The sequence below is a fragment of the Agromyces larvae genome (assembly GCF_022811705.1).
Taxonomy (GTDB): Bacteria; Actinomycetota; Actinomycetes; order Actinomycetales; family Microbacteriaceae; genus Agromyces; species Agromyces larvae.
Window position 1 is genome coordinate 2,314,405 of the sequence record NZ_CP094528.1, and the last position, 19,840, is coordinate 2,334,244.

16 protein-coding genes are annotated in these 19,840 nt (G+C 71.9%); 4 read left to right on the forward strand and 12 right to left on the reverse strand.

Annotated elements, in window-relative coordinates:
* Positions 1 to 92 precede the first annotated feature (92 nt).
* Positions 93 to 266: an HPP family protein gene (locus MTO99_RS11280; protein ID WP_243553705.1), complete on the forward strand. Its 174-nt coding sequence runs from the start codon at positions 93 to 95 to the stop codon at positions 264 to 266.
* 161 nt (positions 267 to 427) lie between these two features.
* Here MTO99_RS11280 and MTO99_RS11285 read toward each other — a convergent pair whose 3' ends face one another.
* The 7 genes from MTO99_RS11285 to MTO99_RS11315 all read right to left on the reverse strand — a co-directional run bounded on the left by MTO99_RS11285 (position 428) and on the right by MTO99_RS11315 (position 9,814).
* Positions 428 to 2,524: an acyl-CoA dehydrogenase family protein gene (locus tag MTO99_RS11285; RefSeq protein WP_243553706.1), complete on the reverse strand. Its 2,097-nt coding sequence runs from the start codon at positions 2,522 to 2,524 to the stop codon at positions 428 to 430.
* A 203-nt stretch (positions 2,525 to 2,727) separates the two neighbouring features.
* On the reverse strand, positions 2,728 to 3,138 hold the full coding sequence (locus MTO99_RS11290; RefSeq protein ID WP_243553707.1) for a DUF7144 family membrane protein: 411 nt from the start codon (positions 3,136 to 3,138) through the stop codon (positions 2,728 to 2,730).
* Between the two features lie 71 nt (positions 3,139 to 3,209).
* Positions 3,210 to 5,228, reverse strand: coding sequence for a DNA helicase RecQ (recQ, locus tag MTO99_RS11295; RefSeq protein WP_243553708.1), 2,019 nt, complete (start codon positions 5,226 to 5,228; stop codon positions 3,210 to 3,212).
* Between the two features lie 219 nt (positions 5,229 to 5,447).
* On the reverse strand, positions 5,448 to 6,062 hold the full coding sequence (locus MTO99_RS11300; RefSeq protein WP_243553709.1) for a copper resistance CopC family protein: 615 nt from the start codon (positions 6,060 to 6,062) through the stop codon (positions 5,448 to 5,450).
* Entirely contained in the window at positions 6,062 to 6,766 is a 705-nt protein-coding gene (locus tag MTO99_RS11305; protein WP_243553710.1) for a YcnI family protein, read from the reverse strand. The genes MTO99_RS11300 and MTO99_RS11305 overlap by 1 nt, the downstream gene beginning before the upstream one ends.
* Before the next feature lie 89 nt (positions 6,767 to 6,855).
* On the reverse strand, positions 6,856 to 7,482 hold the full coding sequence (locus MTO99_RS11310) for a hypothetical protein (RefSeq protein ID WP_243553711.1): 627 nt from the start codon (positions 7,480 to 7,482) through the stop codon (positions 6,856 to 6,858).
* Positions 7,483 to 7,558: 76 nt separating this feature from the next.
* Positions 7,559 to 9,814, reverse strand: a complete 2,256-nt coding sequence (locus MTO99_RS11315; protein WP_243553712.1) for a 5'-nucleotidase C-terminal domain-containing protein — start codon at positions 9,812 to 9,814, stop codon at positions 7,559 to 7,561.
* A 215-nt stretch (positions 9,815 to 10,029) separates the two neighbouring features.
* Here MTO99_RS11315 and MTO99_RS11320 point away from each other — a divergent pair, with 215 nt between their 5' ends.
* Positions 10,030 to 10,902, forward strand: coding sequence for an EamA family transporter (locus MTO99_RS11320; RefSeq protein ID WP_243553713.1), 873 nt, complete (start codon positions 10,030 to 10,032; stop codon positions 10,900 to 10,902).
* Positions 10,903 to 10,935: 33 nt separating this feature from the next.
* Here the strand turns inward: MTO99_RS11320 and MTO99_RS11325 are convergent, their stop codons facing one another.
* Both MTO99_RS11325 and MTO99_RS11330 read right to left on the reverse strand, forming a co-directional pair.
* A complete protein-coding gene (locus MTO99_RS11325) occupies positions 10,936 to 13,551 on the reverse strand; it encodes a DEAD/DEAH box helicase (RefSeq protein ID WP_243553714.1) in 2,616 nt (871 codons plus the stop codon).
* 114 nt (positions 13,552 to 13,665) lie between these two features.
* The gene (locus tag MTO99_RS11330; RefSeq protein WP_243553715.1) at positions 13,666 to 14,304 is read right to left on the reverse strand and encodes a TetR/AcrR family transcriptional regulator; all 639 of its coding nucleotides are present in this window, start codon (positions 14,302 to 14,304) and stop codon (positions 13,666 to 13,668) included.
* 111 nt (positions 14,305 to 14,415) lie between these two features.
* Between MTO99_RS11330 and MTO99_RS11335 the strand changes: the two genes are divergently transcribed.
* Positions 14,416 to 14,685 (forward strand): putative antibiotic biosynthesis monooxygenase, encoded by a 270-nt coding sequence (locus MTO99_RS11335; RefSeq protein ID WP_243553716.1) that lies wholly within the window; start codon positions 14,416 to 14,418, stop codon positions 14,683 to 14,685.
* Positions 14,686 to 14,704: 19 nt separating this feature from the next.
* Here the strand turns inward: MTO99_RS11335 and MTO99_RS11340 are convergent, their stop codons facing one another.
* The 3 genes from MTO99_RS11340 to MTO99_RS11350 all read right to left on the reverse strand — a co-directional run bounded on the left by MTO99_RS11340 (position 14,705) and on the right by MTO99_RS11350 (position 17,259).
* On the reverse strand, positions 14,705 to 15,124 hold the full coding sequence (locus tag MTO99_RS11340; RefSeq protein ID WP_243553717.1) for an LGFP repeat-containing protein: 420 nt from the start codon (positions 15,122 to 15,124) through the stop codon (positions 14,705 to 14,707).
* A 405-nt stretch (positions 15,125 to 15,529) separates the two neighbouring features.
* Positions 15,530 to 16,279 carry a DUF1353 domain-containing protein gene (locus MTO99_RS11345; RefSeq protein WP_243553718.1) on the reverse strand — a complete coding sequence of 250 codons (750 nt, stop codon included), beginning with the start codon at positions 16,277 to 16,279 and terminating at the stop codon, positions 15,530 to 15,532.
* A gap of 59 nt (positions 16,280 to 16,338) precedes the next feature.
* Positions 16,339 to 17,259, reverse strand: a complete 921-nt coding sequence (locus MTO99_RS11350) for an AEC family transporter (RefSeq protein WP_243553719.1) — start codon at positions 17,257 to 17,259, stop codon at positions 16,339 to 16,341.
* A gap of 96 nt (positions 17,260 to 17,355) precedes the next feature.
* Here MTO99_RS11350 and MTO99_RS11355 point away from each other — a divergent pair, with 96 nt between their 5' ends.
* Positions 17,356 to 19,803 (forward strand): phosphoketolase family protein, encoded by a 2,448-nt coding sequence (locus MTO99_RS11355; protein ID WP_243553720.1) that lies wholly within the window; start codon positions 17,356 to 17,358, stop codon positions 19,801 to 19,803.
* The last annotated feature ends 37 nt before the right edge of the window (positions 19,804 to 19,840 follow it).

A 19,840-nucleotide genomic window follows, 5' to 3' on the forward strand; every position in this document is an offset into this window, starting at 1 on the left:
CACCCGACCGGCGCGGCGCCCGACCGGCGCAGCGCCCGACCGACGGAGCACCGATCGGTCGCCACGCAGCCGCGATCTGCGAGGCTGGGGGCATGGCACGCGAACCCATGTCCCCAGCCCGGCGTCAGCAGCTGATCGTCGGCCTCGTCGTCGGCCTGCTCGTCGGCGTCGGCATCAGCCTGTGGACGGGATTCTGGCTGTGGCTCGCCGCCGGTGCCGCCGTCGGACTCGCCGCCGGGGCGATCATGAAACCGCCCGGCGAGTAGCGCACCCCGGCCAGCCGCGCACCCCGGCGACTCGCGCACCCCGGCGAGCCGCGCACCCTGGCGACTCACGCACCCCGGCCAGCCGCGCACCCCGGCCCGCCGCGCAGACCGAACGGGCCGCCGCCCCCGGAGGGACGACGGCCCGCGCTGCGGAGCATCCGCTACTTCTTCTTGCCCTTCTTGGCGAGCGTCTTCTCGTGCACCGGCGCGGTGCCCGACGCGCGCTGCGCCTCGAAGTACGCCCGCGCCTCGTCCTGGCGCTCCTGCTCGGCACCCGAGGCGATCTTGGCGCGCAGGTGCTCGTCGGTGTACCCGAACGCGTTCACCAGGTCGAGGGCGTACGGACGCAGCCGCTCGATGAGACGGTCGATGTACGCGGTCACCGACTGCGCGCGCTGCGGCGAGAGCCGGCCGTGGATGAGGTACCACTCGAGGTGCTTCTCGATGAGACCGAGCCCGAACAGATCGCGCACCCAGGTGAGCACCTGCTTGGTGCCCGCATCGGCGGTGCGCTCGAGCCCGCGCGTGAACGCCTCCCACTGCAGCAGCTCGGCGTGCGCGCGAGCAGCCTCGATGAGCTCGTTCTGGTTGCGATTGAACACCGCCGCGGCGTCGGCCTTCGGCAGCTTCCGCGCGCCGTTCAGACGGCCCGCGATCTCGGCGATCATCGTCTCGACCCGGTCGGTGAGCAGGTCGTGCTGCGCCTTCTCATCGCGCAGCCCCGACACCGAGCGGGCGGTCGATCCGAAGTCGGCGAGGTTCTGCCCGAGACGGCGCAGCCCCGAACCGTGGAACGCCTTCTCAGCGGTCTGACCGACCGCGTACCGGGCGAGCGCGCCGAAGCCGGCACCCTTGAACTGCTTCGAGTAGTCGGTGAGCAGTCGCTTGGCGACCAGCTGCAGCAGCACGTTGTTGTCGCCCTCGAACGTGACGTACACGTCGAGGTCCTGGCGCAGCCCGACGATGCGGTTCTCGGCGAGGAAGCCCGCACCGCCGCACGCCTCGCGCGCTTCCTGCAGCGTGTCGAGCGCGTGCCAGGTCGACAGCGGCTTCAGGGCGGCGGCGATCGTCTCGAGGTCCTCGCGGTCCTCGTCGGACGCGGCCTTGCCGCTGAACACCGCGTCGAACTTCACGAGGAACTCGTCGTGCGCGAACGTCTGCGCGTACACCGTCGCGAGCCGCGGGATGAGTCGGCGCTGGTGCCGGCCGTAGTCCAGCAGCACCTCCTCCTCGGTCTCGCTCGCGCCGGTGAACTGGCGGCGCTGGGTCGCGTAGGTGATCGCGATTGTGAGCGCCATCGCCGCGGCCGCGGTGGATGCTCCGTCGAGCGAGACCCGGCCCTGCACGAGGGTGCCGAGCATGGTGAAGAACCGACGGCCGGGGCTCTGGATCGGGCTCGAGTAGGTGCCGTCCGCGGCGACGTCGCCGTAGCGGTTCAGCAGGTAGTCGCGGGGGATGCGCACGCCCGTGAAGTGCAGGCGGCCGTTGTCGATGCCGTTCAGGCCGCCCTTCAGGCCGTCGTCCTCGCCGCCGACGCCGGGGAGGAACTCGCCCTCGTCGTCGCGCAGGTGGATGTAGAACGCGTGCACGCCGTGGTTCACGCCCTTGGTGATGAGCTGGGCGAACACGACCGCGTCCTTGCCGTGCAGCGCCGCGTTGCCGAGGTAGTCCTTCCACGCGCCGCGGAACGGCGTGTCGATGACGAACTCCTGCGTCGCCTCGTCATAGGTCGCCGTCGTGGCGATCGACGCGACGTCCGACCCGTGCCCGGTCTCGGTCATCGCGAACGCGCCCGGCACCTCGAGCGACATGATCTTCGGCAGGAACCGCTCGTGGTGGCTCTTCGTGCCGAGGTGCAGCACCGCGGCGCCGAACAGCCCCCACTGCACGCCCGACTTGATCTGCAGGCTCGGGTCGGCGACCACGAGCTCCTCGAACGCGGCGATATTGCCGCCGTGGTCGTCCATGCCGCCGAGCTCCTTCGGGAACGCCCGGTGCACGGCGCCCGAGTCGACGAGGAGCTGGAGCTGCGCGAGCACGCGCTCGCGGTGCTCGGCCATCGACTGGCCCTCAATGCGCTGGTACTCGGGCTGCGCCGCGCGCTCGCGCGCCTCGAGGCGGATGTCGGCCCAGGTGCCCAGCAGCTGGCGGCCCAGGGCTTCGACATCGACCTTCGGCCGGTCGGATGCCTCGGAGGCCGCGTTCGCGGGCGCCGCCGCGGCGGGCTGCTGCTTCGTACGGGGTGCGGTGTCAACCATCGTCGGTGCCGTCCTTCTCGATCGAATGAAGACTGCCGTCCACGCTACGGGGGTCGCTCGGCGCCCGGGAAACGGTGCGTGAGGGGCCTACAAACGGCGCTCCGAGGCCCGCGCGCGAGCTTGTCCGCACCCTACAATTCGGCGTGCCCGACTCGGTCGCATCCCCACAACGGTGGACCGAGGCATCCGGGGCCCTTCGTCGGTCAACTGCGGAAGAAGGCACTCGCCTTCCGGCTCCAGAGCAGCAGCACGACGATGAGCGAGAAGAGGATGCCGAGCCACTCCCAGATCACCTCGGGGCGGTTGCCGTAGTACGCGAACACGAGGAACAGCCCGCCGATGATCGACAGCACCTCGACGACCGTGACGACCAGGCGCGCCGCCGAGTTGCCGTTCAGCAGGCCACCGGCCACCAACACCACGATGAGGCCGACGATGATCGACCCGATCGCGGCGGTCAGCAGCCCGCCGGTGCCCTGGAACTGGTCGACGACGGCCTGCACCGGCAGCAGGAACAGCAGCAGGATGCCCGAGATCAGATCGAGCGCCCCCGAGATCCACGCCAGCACCGCCACGACGGTGACCCCCGTCGGTCGAATCGCCCTGTCGGCCATGTGCCCCTCCGCATCGCCTGCACGCCGCCCCTCGCAGCGCTCCCCTGCGGCGATCGTAGCGCGACCGTGCGTCAGTTCGCGGCGACCACCGCGACGAGCGCGTCGCCGTACTGCTCGCGCTTCTTCGCCCCGATGCCCGAGATGCCTTCGAGTTCGGCGATGCTCGACGGGCGCGCGACCGCGACGGCGCGCAGCGTCGCATCACCGAAGACGATGTAGGCGGGCACGCCCTGCTCGCGGGCCTCGCCGGCCCGCCACGCGCGCAGCGCTTCGAACAGTTCGGCCTGCGCCGGTTCGAGATCGGATGCCGCGGGCGCGGCCCGCTTCGCCTGCGCACGCGGTGCGCGTTCGGGCTCGGTGCGCAACTGCACCTGTCGACGGCCGGACAGCACCTCCGCCGATGCGTCGGTCAGCGCGAGCACGCCGTACTCGCCCTGCGACTGCAGCAGCCCCTGGGCCAGCAACTGCCGCACGACCCCGCGCCACTGCTGGTCGCCGAGGTCGTCGCCGATGCCCCAGGTCGCGAGCGTGTCGTGTCCGTACTGCTCGACCCTCGGGGTGCGCTTGCCGCGGAGGATGTCGATCAGGTGCCCGGCGCCGTACCGCTGCCCGCGCTCGCGCTGCAGCCGCACGACGGTCGACAGCAGCTTCTGCGCGGGCACGGTGCCGTCCCACGCGGCGGGCGGCTCGAGGCAGGTGTCGCAGTTGCCGCACGGGGCGCTTCGCTGCCCGAAGTACGCGAGCAGGTTCTGCCGACGGCACTGCACCGTCTCGCAGAGCGCGAGCATGGCGTCGAGGTGGGCGCTCAGGCGGCGTCGATGCGCGAGGTCGCCCGGACTCTCGTCGATCATGCGACGCTGCTGCACCACGTCTTGCAGGCCGTACGCGAGCCACGCCGTCGACGGCAGGCCGTCGCGGCCGGCCCGCCCCGTCTCCTGGTAGTACCCCTCGACCGACTTCGGCAGGTCGACATGGGCGACGAACCGCACATCGGGCTTGTCGATGCCCATGCCGAACGCGATGGTCGCCACCACCACGACCCCGTCTTCGCGGAGGAACCGCTCTTGCGTGCGGCGGCGCACGTCGGCGTCGAGACCCGCGTGGTACGGCATCGCGTCGACGCCGTTCTGCACGAGGAACGCCGCGATCTTCTCGGTCGACGCCCGCGACAGCGCGTAGACGATGCCCGCGGCGGCCCGCCCGTCACCGTCGACCCCCTCGGCCCGGATGAACTGGAGCAGCTGCTTACGCACCTCGTTCTTCGGTGCGATGCGGTACTGGATGTTCGGCCGATCGAAACTCGCCACGAAGTGCTTCGCATCACCGAGGGACAACCGCTCGGTGATCTCGCGATGGGTCGCCTCGGTGGCGGTCGCGGTGAGCGCGATCCGCGGCACGTCGGGCCAGCGCTCGGCGAGCTCGGACAGCGCCAAGTAGTCGGGCCGGAAGTCGTGACCCCACTGCGCCACGCAGTGCGCCTCGTCGATCGCGAACAGCGCGATCGTGCCCCGCTCGAGGAACCGCTTGACCGGTTCGGAATTCAGCCGCTCGGGTGCGATGTACAGCAGGTCGAGCTCGCCCGCGAGGTACGCCCGCTCGACCTGCGCGCGCTCGGCGGGCGACTGGCTCGAGTTCAGGTACCCCGCACGCACGCCGTTGCGCACGAGCGCGTCGACCTGGTCGTGCATGAGCGCGATGAGCGGCGACACCACCACGCCGGTGCCCTCGCGCAGCAGCGCCGGGATCTGGTAGCAGAGGCTCTTGCCGCCGCCGGTCGGCATGAGCACGACGGCGTCGCCGCCGCCCGCGACCCGGTCGATGATCTCGGCCTGCTCGCCGCGGAACGCGTCGTACCCGAACACGGTGTGCAGCGCGTCGAGCGCGGTCGCGAACCGGGCGGGCGCGGCGCGCGTGACGGGCGGTGCGACGGATGCCACGGAGCCCGTCGCGGGCGCGGCGGCCCCGCCGAACCGGTCGGAGGCGGAGTCGGGCGGCAGCCACGCCTCGTCGTCGTCGGGAGGGGTGAGCGCGTCGGGGTCGAACGGGATGTCGTCGGGCTCCCAGGCCGGCTCGTACGCGCTGCGGTTCACCCGCTCGACCCTACCCGCCACCCCCGACCTCAACCCCCTCCCCTCCCCTCCCCAGGCACAACCTGTACGCAATTCAGGTGCGGAGGTGTGTCGGGCGGCGTCGAAACCGGTTTCGCGCGCGACACGCCGCGCGCGGACCTGAATTGCGTACCTGCACCTACCTACCTACACCTACCTACCTACCTACCTAGCGAACGGCCGACCGGACGGACGGGCCGGCTACTCGGCGGGCGGGGTGCGGCGCGGGCGGGCGAGGAGCCAGGTCGCGACGCCCGCTGCGACCACGAGCAGGGCCGCCGCGCCGATCCAGAGCGCATCGGCGGGCAACGCCGGCGGCGAGGCATCCGAGCCGGCCGGAGCATCCGTCGTCTCACCCGTGGCGAGGTCGGCGCAGGCAGGCTCCGCAGTTCCCTCGGCGAGTACCTCCCCCTCAGCGGGCGCCCACTCGAACGCGAACTCACCCGCGATGGGGTGGCCGTCGGCCGACACCACGCGCCACTCCACCGTGTACTCGCCGGCCTTGCCGAGCGCGAGCGGCACCGAGGCATCCGACCCGGTGACCGTCGCGCACGCCGTCGCGTAGTGCAGCCCGTCGGGGCCGACCACGTCGATCACGTTGCCCGACCCGAGGTCGAGCAGTTCGTCGCTCGTGGTCAGCGACACCTCGCCGGGCTGGGTCGTGACCGTCTCGCCGTCGGCCGGCGAAGTCGAGGTGATCGAGTTGTGCGCCGCCGCCGGCGCGGCCGGTGCGACGGCGAGCAGTGCGGCCGCGCACACCGCCGCACCGGCGGCCGCGAACCCGGCGGCCCGCCGGAACCGCACGCGAGCGGACATCACGCGCGCTCCCCGGCGCGGGCGGCGATGGCCAGCACGATACCGATCACACCGACCACGAGTCCGCCGATGCCGAGCACCCGGGCCAGCACATCGGGCTCGGACGGGGCCGGCTGCGAGGCATCCGTCGACTCGGTCGCATCGCCACCGTGGCCCGCATGCTCGTCGGCGACCGCCTCGATCACCGCGATCGTCGGCGCCGGGGTCTCGGGCTCGGCGCCGTCGTCGGTCGGCAGGTCGGCCCAGTTCGTCTCGCCCTCGACGCAGGACTGCAGCACCGGGAACGCGAGCGTCGTGCCCGCCGCGTCGTCGGGCGTGCGCACCTGGAGTTCGAACGTGTCGCGGTAGCCGTCGGGCAGCGGGGTGTCGGCCGTGTAGACGACCTGTCCGACGCGCTCGGTCACGGTGTCGCCGTGGGCGCCCTCGGCGGGTTCGTCGAGCGGCACCATGACCTTCTCGACCGTCCACCCGGGCTTCACGGTCGGGGTGACCGACAGCACGTTCTCGGGGAGGTCGAAGGTGAGGGCGGTCGTCGGCGAGCCGTCGCATCCGTGCCCGACCGAGAAGGTGAGCACGGTGTACGCCCCGGCGGGCGCGTCGCCCGGCGTGACGGTGACGTGGGCCGACGCGGCGAGCGGCGCGGCGGCGAGGGCGAGCAGGGCGCCGGCACCGAGGCCGGCGGCGGAGAGTCGCGCGATGCGCATGATCTGAGGAGTCCTTCGGAGTTCGTTCGCGCGGGCGCGCGGGCGCGCCCGGCGGATGGGATGGGGTGAGCCGATGCGTGGGTCGCGCGTCAGCGCGCGACGGATGCTGCGGGCGGGCCCCGGTACCGGAGGGCATCGACCAGACGGAGGACGACGGGCGTCGCGAGCGGCCGCTCGGCGCGCACGCGCGGTGCGGCGGGCAGGTCGGCGAGCGGGATGCGCATCCGCGAGAGCCGGGCGAGGATGCCTCGGGCGAGCCGTGCGAACGCGGCGAACACGTCGTCGGCGATGACGAGGAACGCCACCGTGAGCGCGGCCGCGACGAGGTGCGTGAACGGCATCGCGACGCCGCCGTGGTCGACGAGCGGCTGAGCCGACCCGAGCGCACCGAGCGAGCCGGTATGGCCCGGGTGGACGACGTGCGACAGGTGCGCTGCGGATGTCACGGGCCCCGGAGCATCCGCAGCGCCGATGCCGATCGCGAAGACGAGGTGCAGCAGTGCCTGGGTGACCAGCGCCGAGACCGCCGTGGCGAGCGTGCGGGCGCGCGCGCCCGCGAGCAGCATCGCGAGCGGCGCCGAGAACGCGAGGGCGAGACCGATCGCGACCGGGCCCGGCGCGGCACCCCCGCCGGCGGTGTGCGCGAGAGCGGCGACGAAGGCCGCGAACCCGGCCACCGCCGTGCCGCGCACCGCCCGAGCGCCGCGAGTCATCACCGTGCCAGCGTACCCGCGCCATCCGATACAGCAGGCGGCCGACCGGTTCCCCGGCCGGCCGCCCATCGGTCGTCGACTACCTCAGCACGACCACCGGCACGGTGAACGATGTGTCGTCGCCGTAGCCCGGCCCGCCGTCGAAGACCGCCTTCAGCAGGTGGACTCCGCGGCTCAGCTTGCCGACCGGCACGGTGAACGCACCTCGCGAGGCGGCCGTGACCTGCACCGAGCCGACCGCCTTCGAGCCCTCGTACACGGTGACCGTGCCGACCGGGCGGCTGAGGTCATGGGCGATGACCACGCCGACGTACGAGACCGCCTTCGACGAGGTCGTGATGATCGGGTTGGGCAGACCCACCACCGTGACGGCGACGGGCTTCGGGTTGACCGTGATCGGCAGCGTCGCGGTCGTTCCGGTGCCGGGCACCCTCACGGTGAGCTGCTGCGCGCCGTACACGCCCGCCGGGATCGGCGCCGTGATCGACGCCCGCCCGAACTCGTCGTTCAACCGGACCAGCGACGTGTCGATCGCGCTGCGGCCGAACTCCTTGCCGCCGATCGAGACGACCACCTCGCCCCCGGCCGGGTCGGCCGAGAAGTCGAGCGACGACAGATCGACGGTGAGCGAGTCGCCCGGGTCGTACCCGTCGGCGTCGGCCGCCGACAGGTGGATGCCCACCGAGCGCTGCACCGGGTCGGGGCTGCCGGTCTGGAACTCGGTGAACCAGTCCACCATCGACTGCAGGTCGATCTTGCCGCTGTCGCGCCGGTCGGTGCCCTGCCCGAGGGTGAAGAAGTTGTCACCGCCCGCGGCGAGGAACGAGTTCGCCACCACCCGGTAGGTCGCCGCCGGGTCGATCGGCACCCCGTGGAGCGTGATGCCCGTGATGCGCTGGCCCGGCGGCAGCGTGGGATCGAAGGTGTACTCCAACCCCTGGTTCACGCCCAGCTTCAGGAACGGGCGACTCGAGCCAGCCGGCTGCCACTGCTCTTCGAGCACCTGCTTCACCTGCGCGCCCGTGAGCGTCTGGGTGAACAGGCTGTTCGCGAACGGCTGCACGTTCGCCGCCTCGCGGTAGGTGACGACGCCGTCGGGTGCGTACGCGATGTTCGTGCGCAGGCCCCCCGGGTTCATGAACGCGATGTCGACCGCGGCATCCTGGCTCGCCGACCAGTACTGCACGTCGGCGACGAAGTTGCCCAGGGTCGACTCGGCGCCGCGGTTCTCGACCGGCGGCTTCGTCGGGTCGACGTCGCCGTTCGCATCGACGTCGGGCTGCAGCCCGCGCGCCAGGTCGGCGGTGACGGAGCCCAGCGGCACCGCACCGCGGACGTCGGCCTCGGCCAGGTACGGCGCGAGCAGGTCGGTCACCGCCTGGTCCGGAACGTCGCGATACGTGAAGTTGCTCGTGCCCGGAACCGGCGTCGACGCGTCGATCAGCTCGTTGTCCATCGACACGATCGTGTCGGTGTCGGTGTCGTACACGATCGTCATGTCGCTGAACTTCTCGCCGTACTGACCGCTCGAGATCACCGGTCGACCGTCGATCACGTGGTTGTAGGCGAGATGCGTGTGACCCGACACGATCGCGTCGACGTCGTCGTCGACGCCGAGCACGACCTGCCCGAACGGCGAGTTCGGGTCGGTCGCGGACGCTTCGGCCGTGGTCGCCGCGCCCTCGTGGATGAGCAGCACCACGATGTCGGCGCCGTCGGCGGTGAGCCGGTCGGCGGCCGCGTTCACCGAGTCGACGATGTCGCGCACCTCGAGGTCGGCGATGCCCGCCGGACTCACCAGCGACGGCAGCTCCTCGGTGACGGCGCCGACGAAGCCCACCGTGACGCCGCCGACCGTCTTGGTCCACGACTCGGCGAGCGCCGTGTCATCCGTGCCCTTGTAGAACACGTTGGAGGCGATGTACTCCCAGTTCGCGCGATCCTGCACGTCGGTGCGCAGCGTCTCCCAGCCGCGGTCGAACTCGTGATTGCCCGCGGCACTGACATCGAGCCCCGCGGCGTTCAGCGCGTCGATCGTGGGCAGCTCGTCGAGGATGAACGACTCGAACGTCGATGCGCCGATGAGGTCGCCGGCCGCGGCGAAGATCGTGTTCGGGTTCTGGGCGCGGATGTCCTTGACGGCGGTCGCGAGCGCGGCCGCACCGGCCGCAGCGCCGTCGCGCTTGATGCGGCCGTGGAAGTCGTTGACGGTGACCAGGTTGATGGTCACGTCGTCTTCGGCGAAGGCGGGTGCCGGGCCGAGCAGCCCGATGGCGACGAACCCGGCGGTGGCCAGAGCCGCCGTCGAGATCCCCCGAGCGGTGCGTCGATGCATGTCTCTCCTCCCCAGAGCCCCGCGGACGCGCATCGGCGGCGGGGCACCTGCACCGCATGCGGGGAACACACCGCATGCTACGGACGGCGAACCCCGCTGCGGAAGGGGGCGGATGCGCTCGTCACCTGCGCTTAAGTTGATCGACGCGAAAAATGCTCATCTGAGCAGGATCGGCCCCGATCGCGGGTTCGCGGGCGCCCTCTAGGCTCGTCTGCGTGCTCACCGCCGTCCTCGCGCTCAGCGGCGCCCTCGTCTACGGTGCCGCCGACTTCTTCGGAGGTCTCGCCGCGAAGCGGATCAGCGCGGTGCTCGCCACCGCGCTCGGCGCGGCATCCGGTCTGGTCGCGATCCTGCTGGTGCTGCCGCTGCTCGGCGCGACCTGGAGCGCGACCGATCTCGCCTGGGGTGCGCTCGCCGGCGTCGCCGGCACCATCGCGATCGGACTGCTGTACGCGTGCCTCGCGGTCGGGCCGATGAGCATCCTGTCGCCGCTCACCGCCGTCGTCTCGGCGATCACCCCGATGGTGTGGGGCGTCGCGGTCGGCGGCGAGCGATTCGGTCCGCTCGGCATCTGGGCGATCGGGCTCGCGCTGGTCGCGGTGGTCCTCGTCGGCTTCGTGCCCGAGCGCGGCGCGGTGCGGCCGAGCGCGCGCGGCCTGCTCATGGCGGTCGGGGCGGGCGCGGGGATCGGAACGTACTACATCCTCATCGCGCAGACCTCGGATGCCTCGGGGCTCGCGCCGCTCGTCGCGACCCGCGGCGTCACCGCGGTGCTCGGGTTCGCGGCGGCCGGGGTGGTCGCCCTCGTCGTGCGCCGACGGGTGATCGCCGCACCGCGAGGCGGTGGGGCGCGGTCGCGCGGGCTGCGCCTCGCACTCGGGGCAGGGCTGCTGGATGCCTCCGCGAACGCGCTGCTGCTGCTCGCCCTGCGAGCCGGCGACCTGTCGGTCGCGGCGGTGCTCGGGGCGCTCTACCCCGCCGGCACGATCCTGCTCGCGGCGCTCGTGCTGAAGGAGCGCATCGCACCCGTGCAGTGGGCGGGGCTGGTGCTCGCCCTCGCCGCAGCGGCCATGCTCGCGCTCGGTTGAGCGTTCCCTCCACGACTGCCGACGCCCCGGCGGTTACAACCGCACCACCTCGGTGACGCGCACGACCGCGGCGCCCTGCTCGGCCGACGCGTCGAGGTCGACTTCGGCGCGGATGCGCCAGTCGTGGTCCCCCTCGGGGTCGTCGATCGTCTGCTCGACCCGCCACATGCCGCGCGAGGCATCCGTCTCGTCGATCGCGATCATGCGCGGTGAGCGCGCCGCCGGACCCACGCCGATCGCATCGTGCTCGGCGTAGTACCGGTCGAGCGCACCCGGCCAGTCGACGTCGGGATCGAGGTCGGCGAGCTCGTCGTCGCGCTCGAGCGCCGCCAACTGCACCCGGCGGAACAGCTCGTTGCGCACCAGCACCGTGAACGCGCGCCGGTTCGTCACGACCGAGGGCGGCGCGGGCGGCACGACGGGCGCTTCGTCCTCGGGCAGGTGGGCATTCGGGTCGATCAGCTCGGCCCACTCGTCGACCAGGCTCGAGTCGACCTGGCGCACGAGCTCGCCGAGCCACTCGATGAGGTCGAGCAGCTCTTCGTCCTTCGCCTCATCGGGCACCGTCTGCCGGATCGCCCGGAACGCGTCGGACAGGTATCGCAGCACCAGCCCCTCGCTGCGCTGGAGCTGGTAGAACGAGACGTATTCCCCGAACGACATGCTGCGCTCGAACAGGTCGCGCACCACCGACTTCGGGCTGAGCTCGAAGTCGCGCACCCACGGCTGGCTCGACGCGAACGTCTCGAACGCGTGCGCGAGCAGGTCGGCGAGCGGCTTCGGGTACGTCACCTCGTCGAGCAGCGCCATCCGCTCCTCGTACTCGATGCCGTCCTGTTTCATCGCGGCGACCGCCTCGCCGCGCGCCTTGTACTCCTGCTGGCCGAGGATCTGCCGCGGGTCGTCGAGGGTCGACTCGATGATCGAGACGACGTCGAGGGCGTAGTGCCCGGTGCCCTGCTCGCTCGTGGCGGGGTCGAGCAGCTCGATCGCAGCGAGCGCGAACGGCGACAGCGGCTGGTTCAACGCGAAGTTCGGCTGCAGGTCGACGGTGAGCGCGATCTCGACCCCGAGCCCCCCGCCGGCCGCCCCACCCGTCGAGTGGTCCCGTTCGTGCGCGGGGTTTCCACTCGAACCGAAACCGTCGGCGGATGGGGTGAGCGCAGGACGGAGGGTCACCACGCCGGCGTCGCGCAGGGTGCGCAGGATCTCGAGCGCGCGGCGGGCGAGCGCGAACTTCCTCGCGCGGGGCTCGTGGTTGTCGAAGACGAGCGACCGGATGTCTCCGACGACGTCGCCACCCCGGCCGACGACGTTGATGAGCATCGCGGCGGTGAGCTTCAGCTGCGGCACGAGCGGCTCGGGCGGCGCGGCGACGAGCCGCTCGAACGAGCCCTCACCCCACGACACGAACCCCGCCGGCGCCTTCTTGCGCACGACCTTCTTCGCCTTGCCCGGTCCCTGAGCCTGGCGAAGGGCGGCCTTGCGCAGCGCCTGCTCGTTCTCGATCTCGTGATCTGGTGCGAGCACCACGACGTTGCCGGCGGTGTCGTAGCCGGCGCGCCCGGCCCGCCCGGCGATCTGGTGGAACTCGCGGGCGCTGAGCTGGCGCATCCGCTGCCCGTCGTACTTCGACAGCGCGGTGACGAGCACCGTGCGGATCGGCACGTTGATGCCGACGCCGAGCGTGTCGGTGCCGCAGATCACCCGCAGCAGCCCGCGCTGCGCGAGCGTCTCGACGAGTCGGCGGTAGCGCGGAAGCATCCCGGCGTGGTGCACGCCGATGCCCGCGCGCACGAGCCGCGACAGGGTCTGGCCGAACCCGGTGGTGAACCGGAACCCGCCGATCGCGTCCGCGATCTCATCGCGCTGCTCGCGCGTGGCGACCCGGATCGACGCGAGCGCCTGCGCCCGCTCCATCGCCGCGGCCTGCGAGAAGTGCACGATGTAGATCGGCGCCTCGCGGGTCTCGAGCAGTTCTTCCACCGTCTCCTGCACGGGCGTCTTCGCATAGGAGAAGTGCAGCGGCACGGGCCGATCGACCCCCGTGACCTGCGCGGTGGGCCGACCGGTGCGACGGGTCAGGTCGTCGGCGATCGCGGTGACGTCGCCGAGCGTGGCGGACATGAGCACGAACTGCGCGTGCGGCAGCGTGATGAGCGGCACCTGCCACGCCCAGCCGCGCTCGGGATCGCCGTAGTAGTGGAACTCGTCCATCACGACCTGGTCGACCGGCGCATCCGCCCCCTGCCGCAGCGCGAGGTTCGCGAGGATCTCGGCCGTGCAGCAGATGATCGGGGCATCCGCGTTCACCGACGTGTCGCCCGTGACCATACCGACCCGCTGCGCGCCGAAGATCTCGACGAGCTGGAAGAACTTCTCGCTGACCAGCGCCTTGATCGGGGCGGTGTAGTAGGTGCGCCCGCCGGCGGCGACCGCGGCCGCGTGCGCGGCGACCGCGACGAGCGACTTGCCCGTGCCGGTCGGCGTCGAGAGGATCACGTTCGAACCCGACACGATCTCGATGACCGCCTCGTCCTGCGCGGGGTACAGCGCGAAGCCGCGGCGCTCGGCCCACTCGACGAACGCGTCGTACATCGCGTCGGCGTCGTACGGGTTCGGCGCGAGGTCGAGCAGCTGCGGGGCCATCGGGTCAGTCTGCCGCATCACGAGGGTCGGGCCGCATCACGAGGGTCGGGCCGCATCACGAGGGTCGGGCCGCATCACGAGGGTCGGGCCGCATCACGAGCCGGCCCACCGCGGTCAGTCGGATGCATCGCCGGCGGCCGCTCGATCGATCGCCGCCTGCGCGAGCGCGGCGACCGCGTCGACGATGATCGCGCGGCGTTCGGCCAGGCGACGATCGTGCCCGCCGGCCGCCGTCTCGCCGCCCGTCATCTGACGGTCGAGCTGCGCGAGCACCGGGAACGCGTTCACGAGCGTCACGATCGTCAACAGCAACTCGCCGGTCGCACGTCGGCCGACGCCGGGCAGCATGCGCTGCAGCGTGTCGAGCTTCTGATCGTGGGAGGCGACGCGGTCGGGGGGCAGCTCGATGTCACCGAGTTCGAGGCCCTCCCAGAAGATGAGCCGCGGGATCGTGGTGTCGGCGAGGTGGTGGTCGAACAGCCGGCCGACGTAGTCGGCGACCGCGGCGGCACCCACGGCGTCGCCCTCGGCGGACACCATGGGCACGGTGTCGATGAGGTTCACGAGCCGGGTGCCCAGCACCGTCTCGAACAGCGACTCCTTGTTGCCGAAGTACTGGTAGATGCGCTCTTTGTTGACGCCGGCCGCGGCGGCGATGCGATCGACCCGGGCGCCCGCGAGGCCGTGCTCGCTGAATTCGGCGGTCGCCGCGTCGAGCAGCAGACGCTTGGTGCGCTCGGTGTCCCAGGCCATGCGTCGATCGTAGCAACTTCCAACCAGACGGTTGCGGAATGTCCGGACGCGTGCTTCACTTGCAACCATTCAGTTGCAACCAATCAGTTGGATATCAGGAAGGGCTCGTAGATGACCGAGCAGACCGCGATCGCGACCGCACCCACAACCGCCGTCCCCGCATCCCAGGCCGGCCCGCCCTCGGTGCATGTGCGGGCCATCGCGACCTGGCTCGCGATCTTCCCGATGGTCTCGATCGGCATGCTGGCCCTCGCGCCCGTCTCGGGTTCATGGCATCCGGTGCTGCGCGCACTCGTGCTCACCGCCGTCGTCGTGCCGCTCGCGGTCTACCTCGTGGTGCCGCAGCTGCTGCGAGCGCTCGGCGCGCTGCGCCGGCGCTGACCGGCTCGGCCGCGCGCGCTCAGTCAAGCTCGACCTGTGGGCCGATCGCCGACGACCAGCGCACCCGGCCGCGCTCGAATCGACCGATCCACTCCTCGAGTGCGGCGTCGTATTCGAGGTCGCCGATCGGCGCGCCGAGCACGGATCGCTCGCGGCCGAGCAGGTCCCACACGTCGCGGACCATGCCGTGCAACGCCGACGCACCGTGCTCGCGGGTCCAGAAGACGAGGCCGCGCTCGTACTCGCGCAGGTAGCCGACCCCGCCGAGGCGGGCGTGCGGACCGACGGGCTCGCCGAGACCCCGATGCTGGGCGCGCTTCGCGGTGATCTCGGCCACGGCGACGACGGTGTCGGGGTCGGCGCCGAACCGCACGGCCTTCTGGAAGTCGGACCAGCTCACCGAACGGACCGGACGCGGATCGATGGTCGCAGCGGGCATCTCGGGCTCCTGTACGGGTCGGGTGGTTCGGGTGGTTCGGGGCGAGTCGGGTGGTTCGGGTGCTTCGGGGCGAGTCGGGTGGTTCGGGTGCTTCGGGGCGGGTCGGGTGTGCTGCGACGCTACGGCAGGCCACCGACGCTCGGCATCGGTGGTATCCCTGATTCGGTCCGCGGATCCGCGGACGCAGCGGATCCGCGGACGACCGGATGCCACGGACCGGATGCCACGGCCCGGATGCCACGGCGCCCGCTGCTCCTGGCGAACCTGGAGCAGCGGGGAGCCGGCCTCCGCTCGCTCCCCCTGGATCGGGCGGGGCCGGCTCGGGATCGCGGGCCCGGGCGGTTCCCCCTGCAACCCGGCGGCCGCGATCGAGTTCAGGTTAGGCGCGGCGGGACGACCGGGGCATCAGGGCTGACCCTGATCCTCCCCGGAGGCGGCCACCGTCGGCCGCACCACCCCGCCGGGGTCGCCGCCGGTGACGAGCTCGACGATGGCCTCGACCAGCCGGAAGGGCGCGAGCACGGCGAGCTGGCCGACGACCAGCGGCGCGAGCAGGCCGGTGCCGAACGCCAGCACGAGTTGCAGCGGGGCGAGCCGGCCCCAGCACACCGCGGCGACGGCCGCCGCGACGAGGAGGAGGAGCCAGGCCGGCTGCCACCATGCCAGCACCAGCCCGGTGACCACCGCGAGCGCGCCCACGATGCCCTGCACGAGGAACAGCCGCCCGAGCCATCCGTTGAACTCGCGCTCGCGGTCGGCCGACACCCAGGCCCACATCAGCCAGGCGCGCAGCAGCGGGACGCGCTGCTCGCGCAGCGCGGTACGGAACACGCGGTCGTCGCCCCGGCGCTGTGCGAGCGCCGCGCGCCGGTCGGTGCGGGCCAGCTCGGATGCCACGAGCGAACGATGATCGTGCAGCAACGCCGGCGCCGACTGGCGACCATAGCTCGCGATGAAGCTCCACAGTGCGGTCGGCACCGACGCGAGGTCGCTGCCGCGAAGACCGGATGCCCCGCCGGGGACGGTGAACCGATCGCCGGTCACCGGGTCGCGGTACGCGAACCCCTCGACGAGATCGAACCGGAACCCGTCGGCGGGGCGCTGGTCGAGTCGCAGCGCATCGAGCGGCGACCCGTCGAGTCGTTCGAACGGCATGCGACCTCCTGAGACGTCATCCTGCCCGCCGCGACCGACATCCTGCGGCTCCCCCGCCGCTACCCGCCCAGCAGCAAGCCGACCGTGACGAGCAGCGGCACCGCTCCCAGCGTCGTCACGAAGATCGTGTCGCGCGCGACGAGCTCGGCGGTGTCGTACCGCTGGGCGATCACGTGCACGTTCTGCGCCGTCGGCAGCGACGCCAGCACCGTCACCGCGTACACCTGGTCGTCGGCGAGCCCGAAGACGAACCGGGCGAGCGCCCACGCCGCGAGCGGCATCGCGACGAGCTTCAGCGTCGACGAGACGATGACGTCGAGCCGGTGCCGGCCCGGCGCGAGCACTCGCTGCCCGTGCAGCGAGAGCCCGTAGGCGATGAGCATGAGCGGCACGGTCGCGTGGCCCACGAACGAGATCGGCTCGCTCACCCAGGTCGGCAGTTCGAGGCCCGACACCGCGACGCCGACGCCGAGGAGCGATCCGATGATGATCGGGTTGCCGAGGGTGCCGCGCACGATGCCCGCGACCGAGGTGCGACCGTCGACGGTCGCGCCGAGCACGGCGAGCGCGACCGGCATGAACACGAGCAGCTGGAGGAGCACGACCGGCGCCGACAGCGCAGCATCCCCCAGCATGTAGAGCGCGACCGGGATCCCGATGTTGTTGCCGTTGACATAGCCGGCGGCGAGCGAACCGACGGTGGCTTCGGGCAGGGTGCGCCGGGCGATCAGCGCGAACACCGCGGCGAGCGCCATCATCCCGACCGAGGCGATGACGTAGACCGGCAGCAGGGTCGAGAACAGCTCGCCCACGTCGGCGGTCGAGAGCACCGAGAACAGCAGGAACGGCCCGAGCACCGTGAAGTTCAGCTTCGCCAGCACGGGGCGCGCTTCGGGCCCGATGACGCCGGTGCGCGCGGCCGCCCAACCGACGAAGACCGCGAGGCCGATGACCGCGAAGCCCGTGACGATGCCGCTCATCGTGGTCGAGCCTAGTTCCTCGACCAGCAGCCATCTGCGCCGTAGGCTCGTGCCGGCGGGCACCGCGGGGAGGCGCCCCGATCGGTTGGGGGAAGCATGGCCATCGACCTTGCGACCGTGGACGCGTGGTGGCGCGCGGCGAACTACCTGAGCGTGGGGCAGATCTACCTGCTCGACAACGCGCGCCTCGCCCGGCCGCTCACGCGCGACGACATCAAGCCGCGCCTGCTCGGGCACTGGGGCACCTCGCCCGCGCTCAACCTCGTGTACGCGCACCTGAACCGCGTCCTCGTCGAGCGCGGCACCCCGACGATCTACGTCTGCGGCCCCGGTCACGGCGGGCCGGCGATGGTCGCGAACACGTGGCTCGAGGGCACGTACAGCGAGCTGTTCCCGCGGGTGACGCTCGATGCGCCGGGCATGGCGCGGCTGTTCCGGCAGTTCTCGTTCCCGGGCGGCATCCCGTCGCACGCGGCGCCCGAGACGCCCGGGTCGATCAACGAGGGCGGCGAGCTCGGGTACTCGCTCATGCACGCGTACGGCGCGGCGCTCGACAACCCCGACCTCGTGGTCGCGTGCGTGATCGGCGACGGCGAGGCCGAGACCGGCCCGCTCGCGGCGAGCTGGCGCGCGCACGCGTTCTGCTCCCCCGTGACCGACGGCGCGGTGCTGCCGATCCTCAACCTGAACGGGTACAAGATCGCGAACCCGACGCTGCTCGCACGCATCCCCGAGGAGGAGCTCGCCGCGTTCTTCCTCGGGCAGGGCTACGCGCCGATCTTCGTGACCGGCGGCTTCGACGGCGAGGATCCGATGCGGGTGCACGAGCGCATGGCCGATGCGCTCGATGCGGCGTACGACGCGATCCGCGACATCCAGCAGGCGGCCAGGTCGGGCGGGTCGGATGCCTCGGGCGTCTCGGGTTCGGATGCCTCGGATGCCTCGGATTCGCCCGATGCACTGGATGCCACGATCGCCCCCGACGAGACATCCGACCCGCGCTGGCCGCTCATCGTGCTGCGCACTCCCAAGGGCTGGACCGGCCCGAAGGAGGTCGACGGCGTACCGGTCGAGGGCACGTTCCGGGCGCACCAGGTGCCGCTCGCCGGCGTGCGCGACAACCCCGCGCACCTCGCCCAGCTCGAGGAATGGCTGCGCAGCTACCGCGCCGACGAACTGTTCGACGCTGACGGCCGACCGATCGCCCAACTCGGCGCCCTGCGCCCCGACGGCGACCTGCGCATGAGCGCCAGCCCCCACGCGAACGGCGGCGTGCTGCGCGAGCCGCTCGACCTGCCGCCCATCGAAGCGCACGCCGTCGAGATCCCCGACGACCGCTGGGTCGAGGGCGAGTCGACGCGCGTGCTCGGTCGGTGGCTGCGCGACGTGATGGCGGAGCATCCGACCTCGTTCCGCCTGTTCGGACCCGACGAGGTCGCCTCCAACCGGCTCGACGACGTCTTCGACGCGACCCCGCGCGTGTGGGCCGAGCAGCTCGTGCCCGGCGACGTGCACCTGGCGCGCGAGGGCCGCGTCACCGAGGCGCTCAGCGAGCATCTCATGCAGGGCCTGCTCGAGGGGTACCTGCTCACCGGGCGGCACGGGCTCATCACCAGCTACGAGGCGTTCATCCACATCGTCGACTCGATGTTCAACCAGCACGCGAAGTGGCTGCAGGCGTGCGACGACATCCCCTGGCGCGCGTCGGTCTCATCGCTGACCTACCTGCTGTCGAGCCACGTGTGGCGGCAGGACCACAACGGGTTCTCGCACCAGGATCCGGGGTTCCTGAACATCGTCGTGAACAAGAAGGCCGAGGTCGTGCGGGTCTACCTGCCGGCCGACGCGAACTCGCTGCTCGTCACGATGGAGCACTGCTTCACGACCGTCGACCACGTGAACGTGGTGGTCGCCGGCAAGCAGCCCCAGCCGCAGTGGCTCTCGCTCGCCGAAGCGCGGGCGCACGGCGAGGCCGGACTGTCGATCTGGCACTGGGCCGGAAGTGAAGACGACCCGGGGCTCGACCCCGACGTGGTGCTCGCGTGCGCGGGCGACGTGCCGACGCTCGAGGCGATGGCCGCGGCGCAACTGCTGCGCGAGCGGGTGCCCGGGCTGCGCGTGCGGTTCGTGAACGTGGTCGACCTGATGCGGCTGCAGGACTCGAAGGAGCATCCGCACGGCCTCACCCACCCCGAGTTCGACCGCATCTTCACGACCGGCCGGCCGATCGTGTTCGCCTTCCACGGGTACCCGTCGCTCATCCACCAGCTCACCTACCGGCGCACGAACCACGCCAACCTGCACGTGCGCGGGTTCAAGGAGGAGGGAACGACGACGACGCCGTTCGACATGGTGCATCTGAACGACCTCGACCGGTACCGGCTCGCGCTCGACGTGCTCGACCGGGTGCCGGGGCTGCTCGAGGCGCCCGGCATCGCGGCGGTGGCCGACGAGTGGCGCGCCGCGCGCGACGACGCGCGGGCCTACGCGTACGAGCACGGCGAAGACCCCGCCTGGATCACGGGCTGGCGCTTCGCGCGCTGACCGCCCGGGCTCGCGTGTCGGCGCGCGACACGCCGCG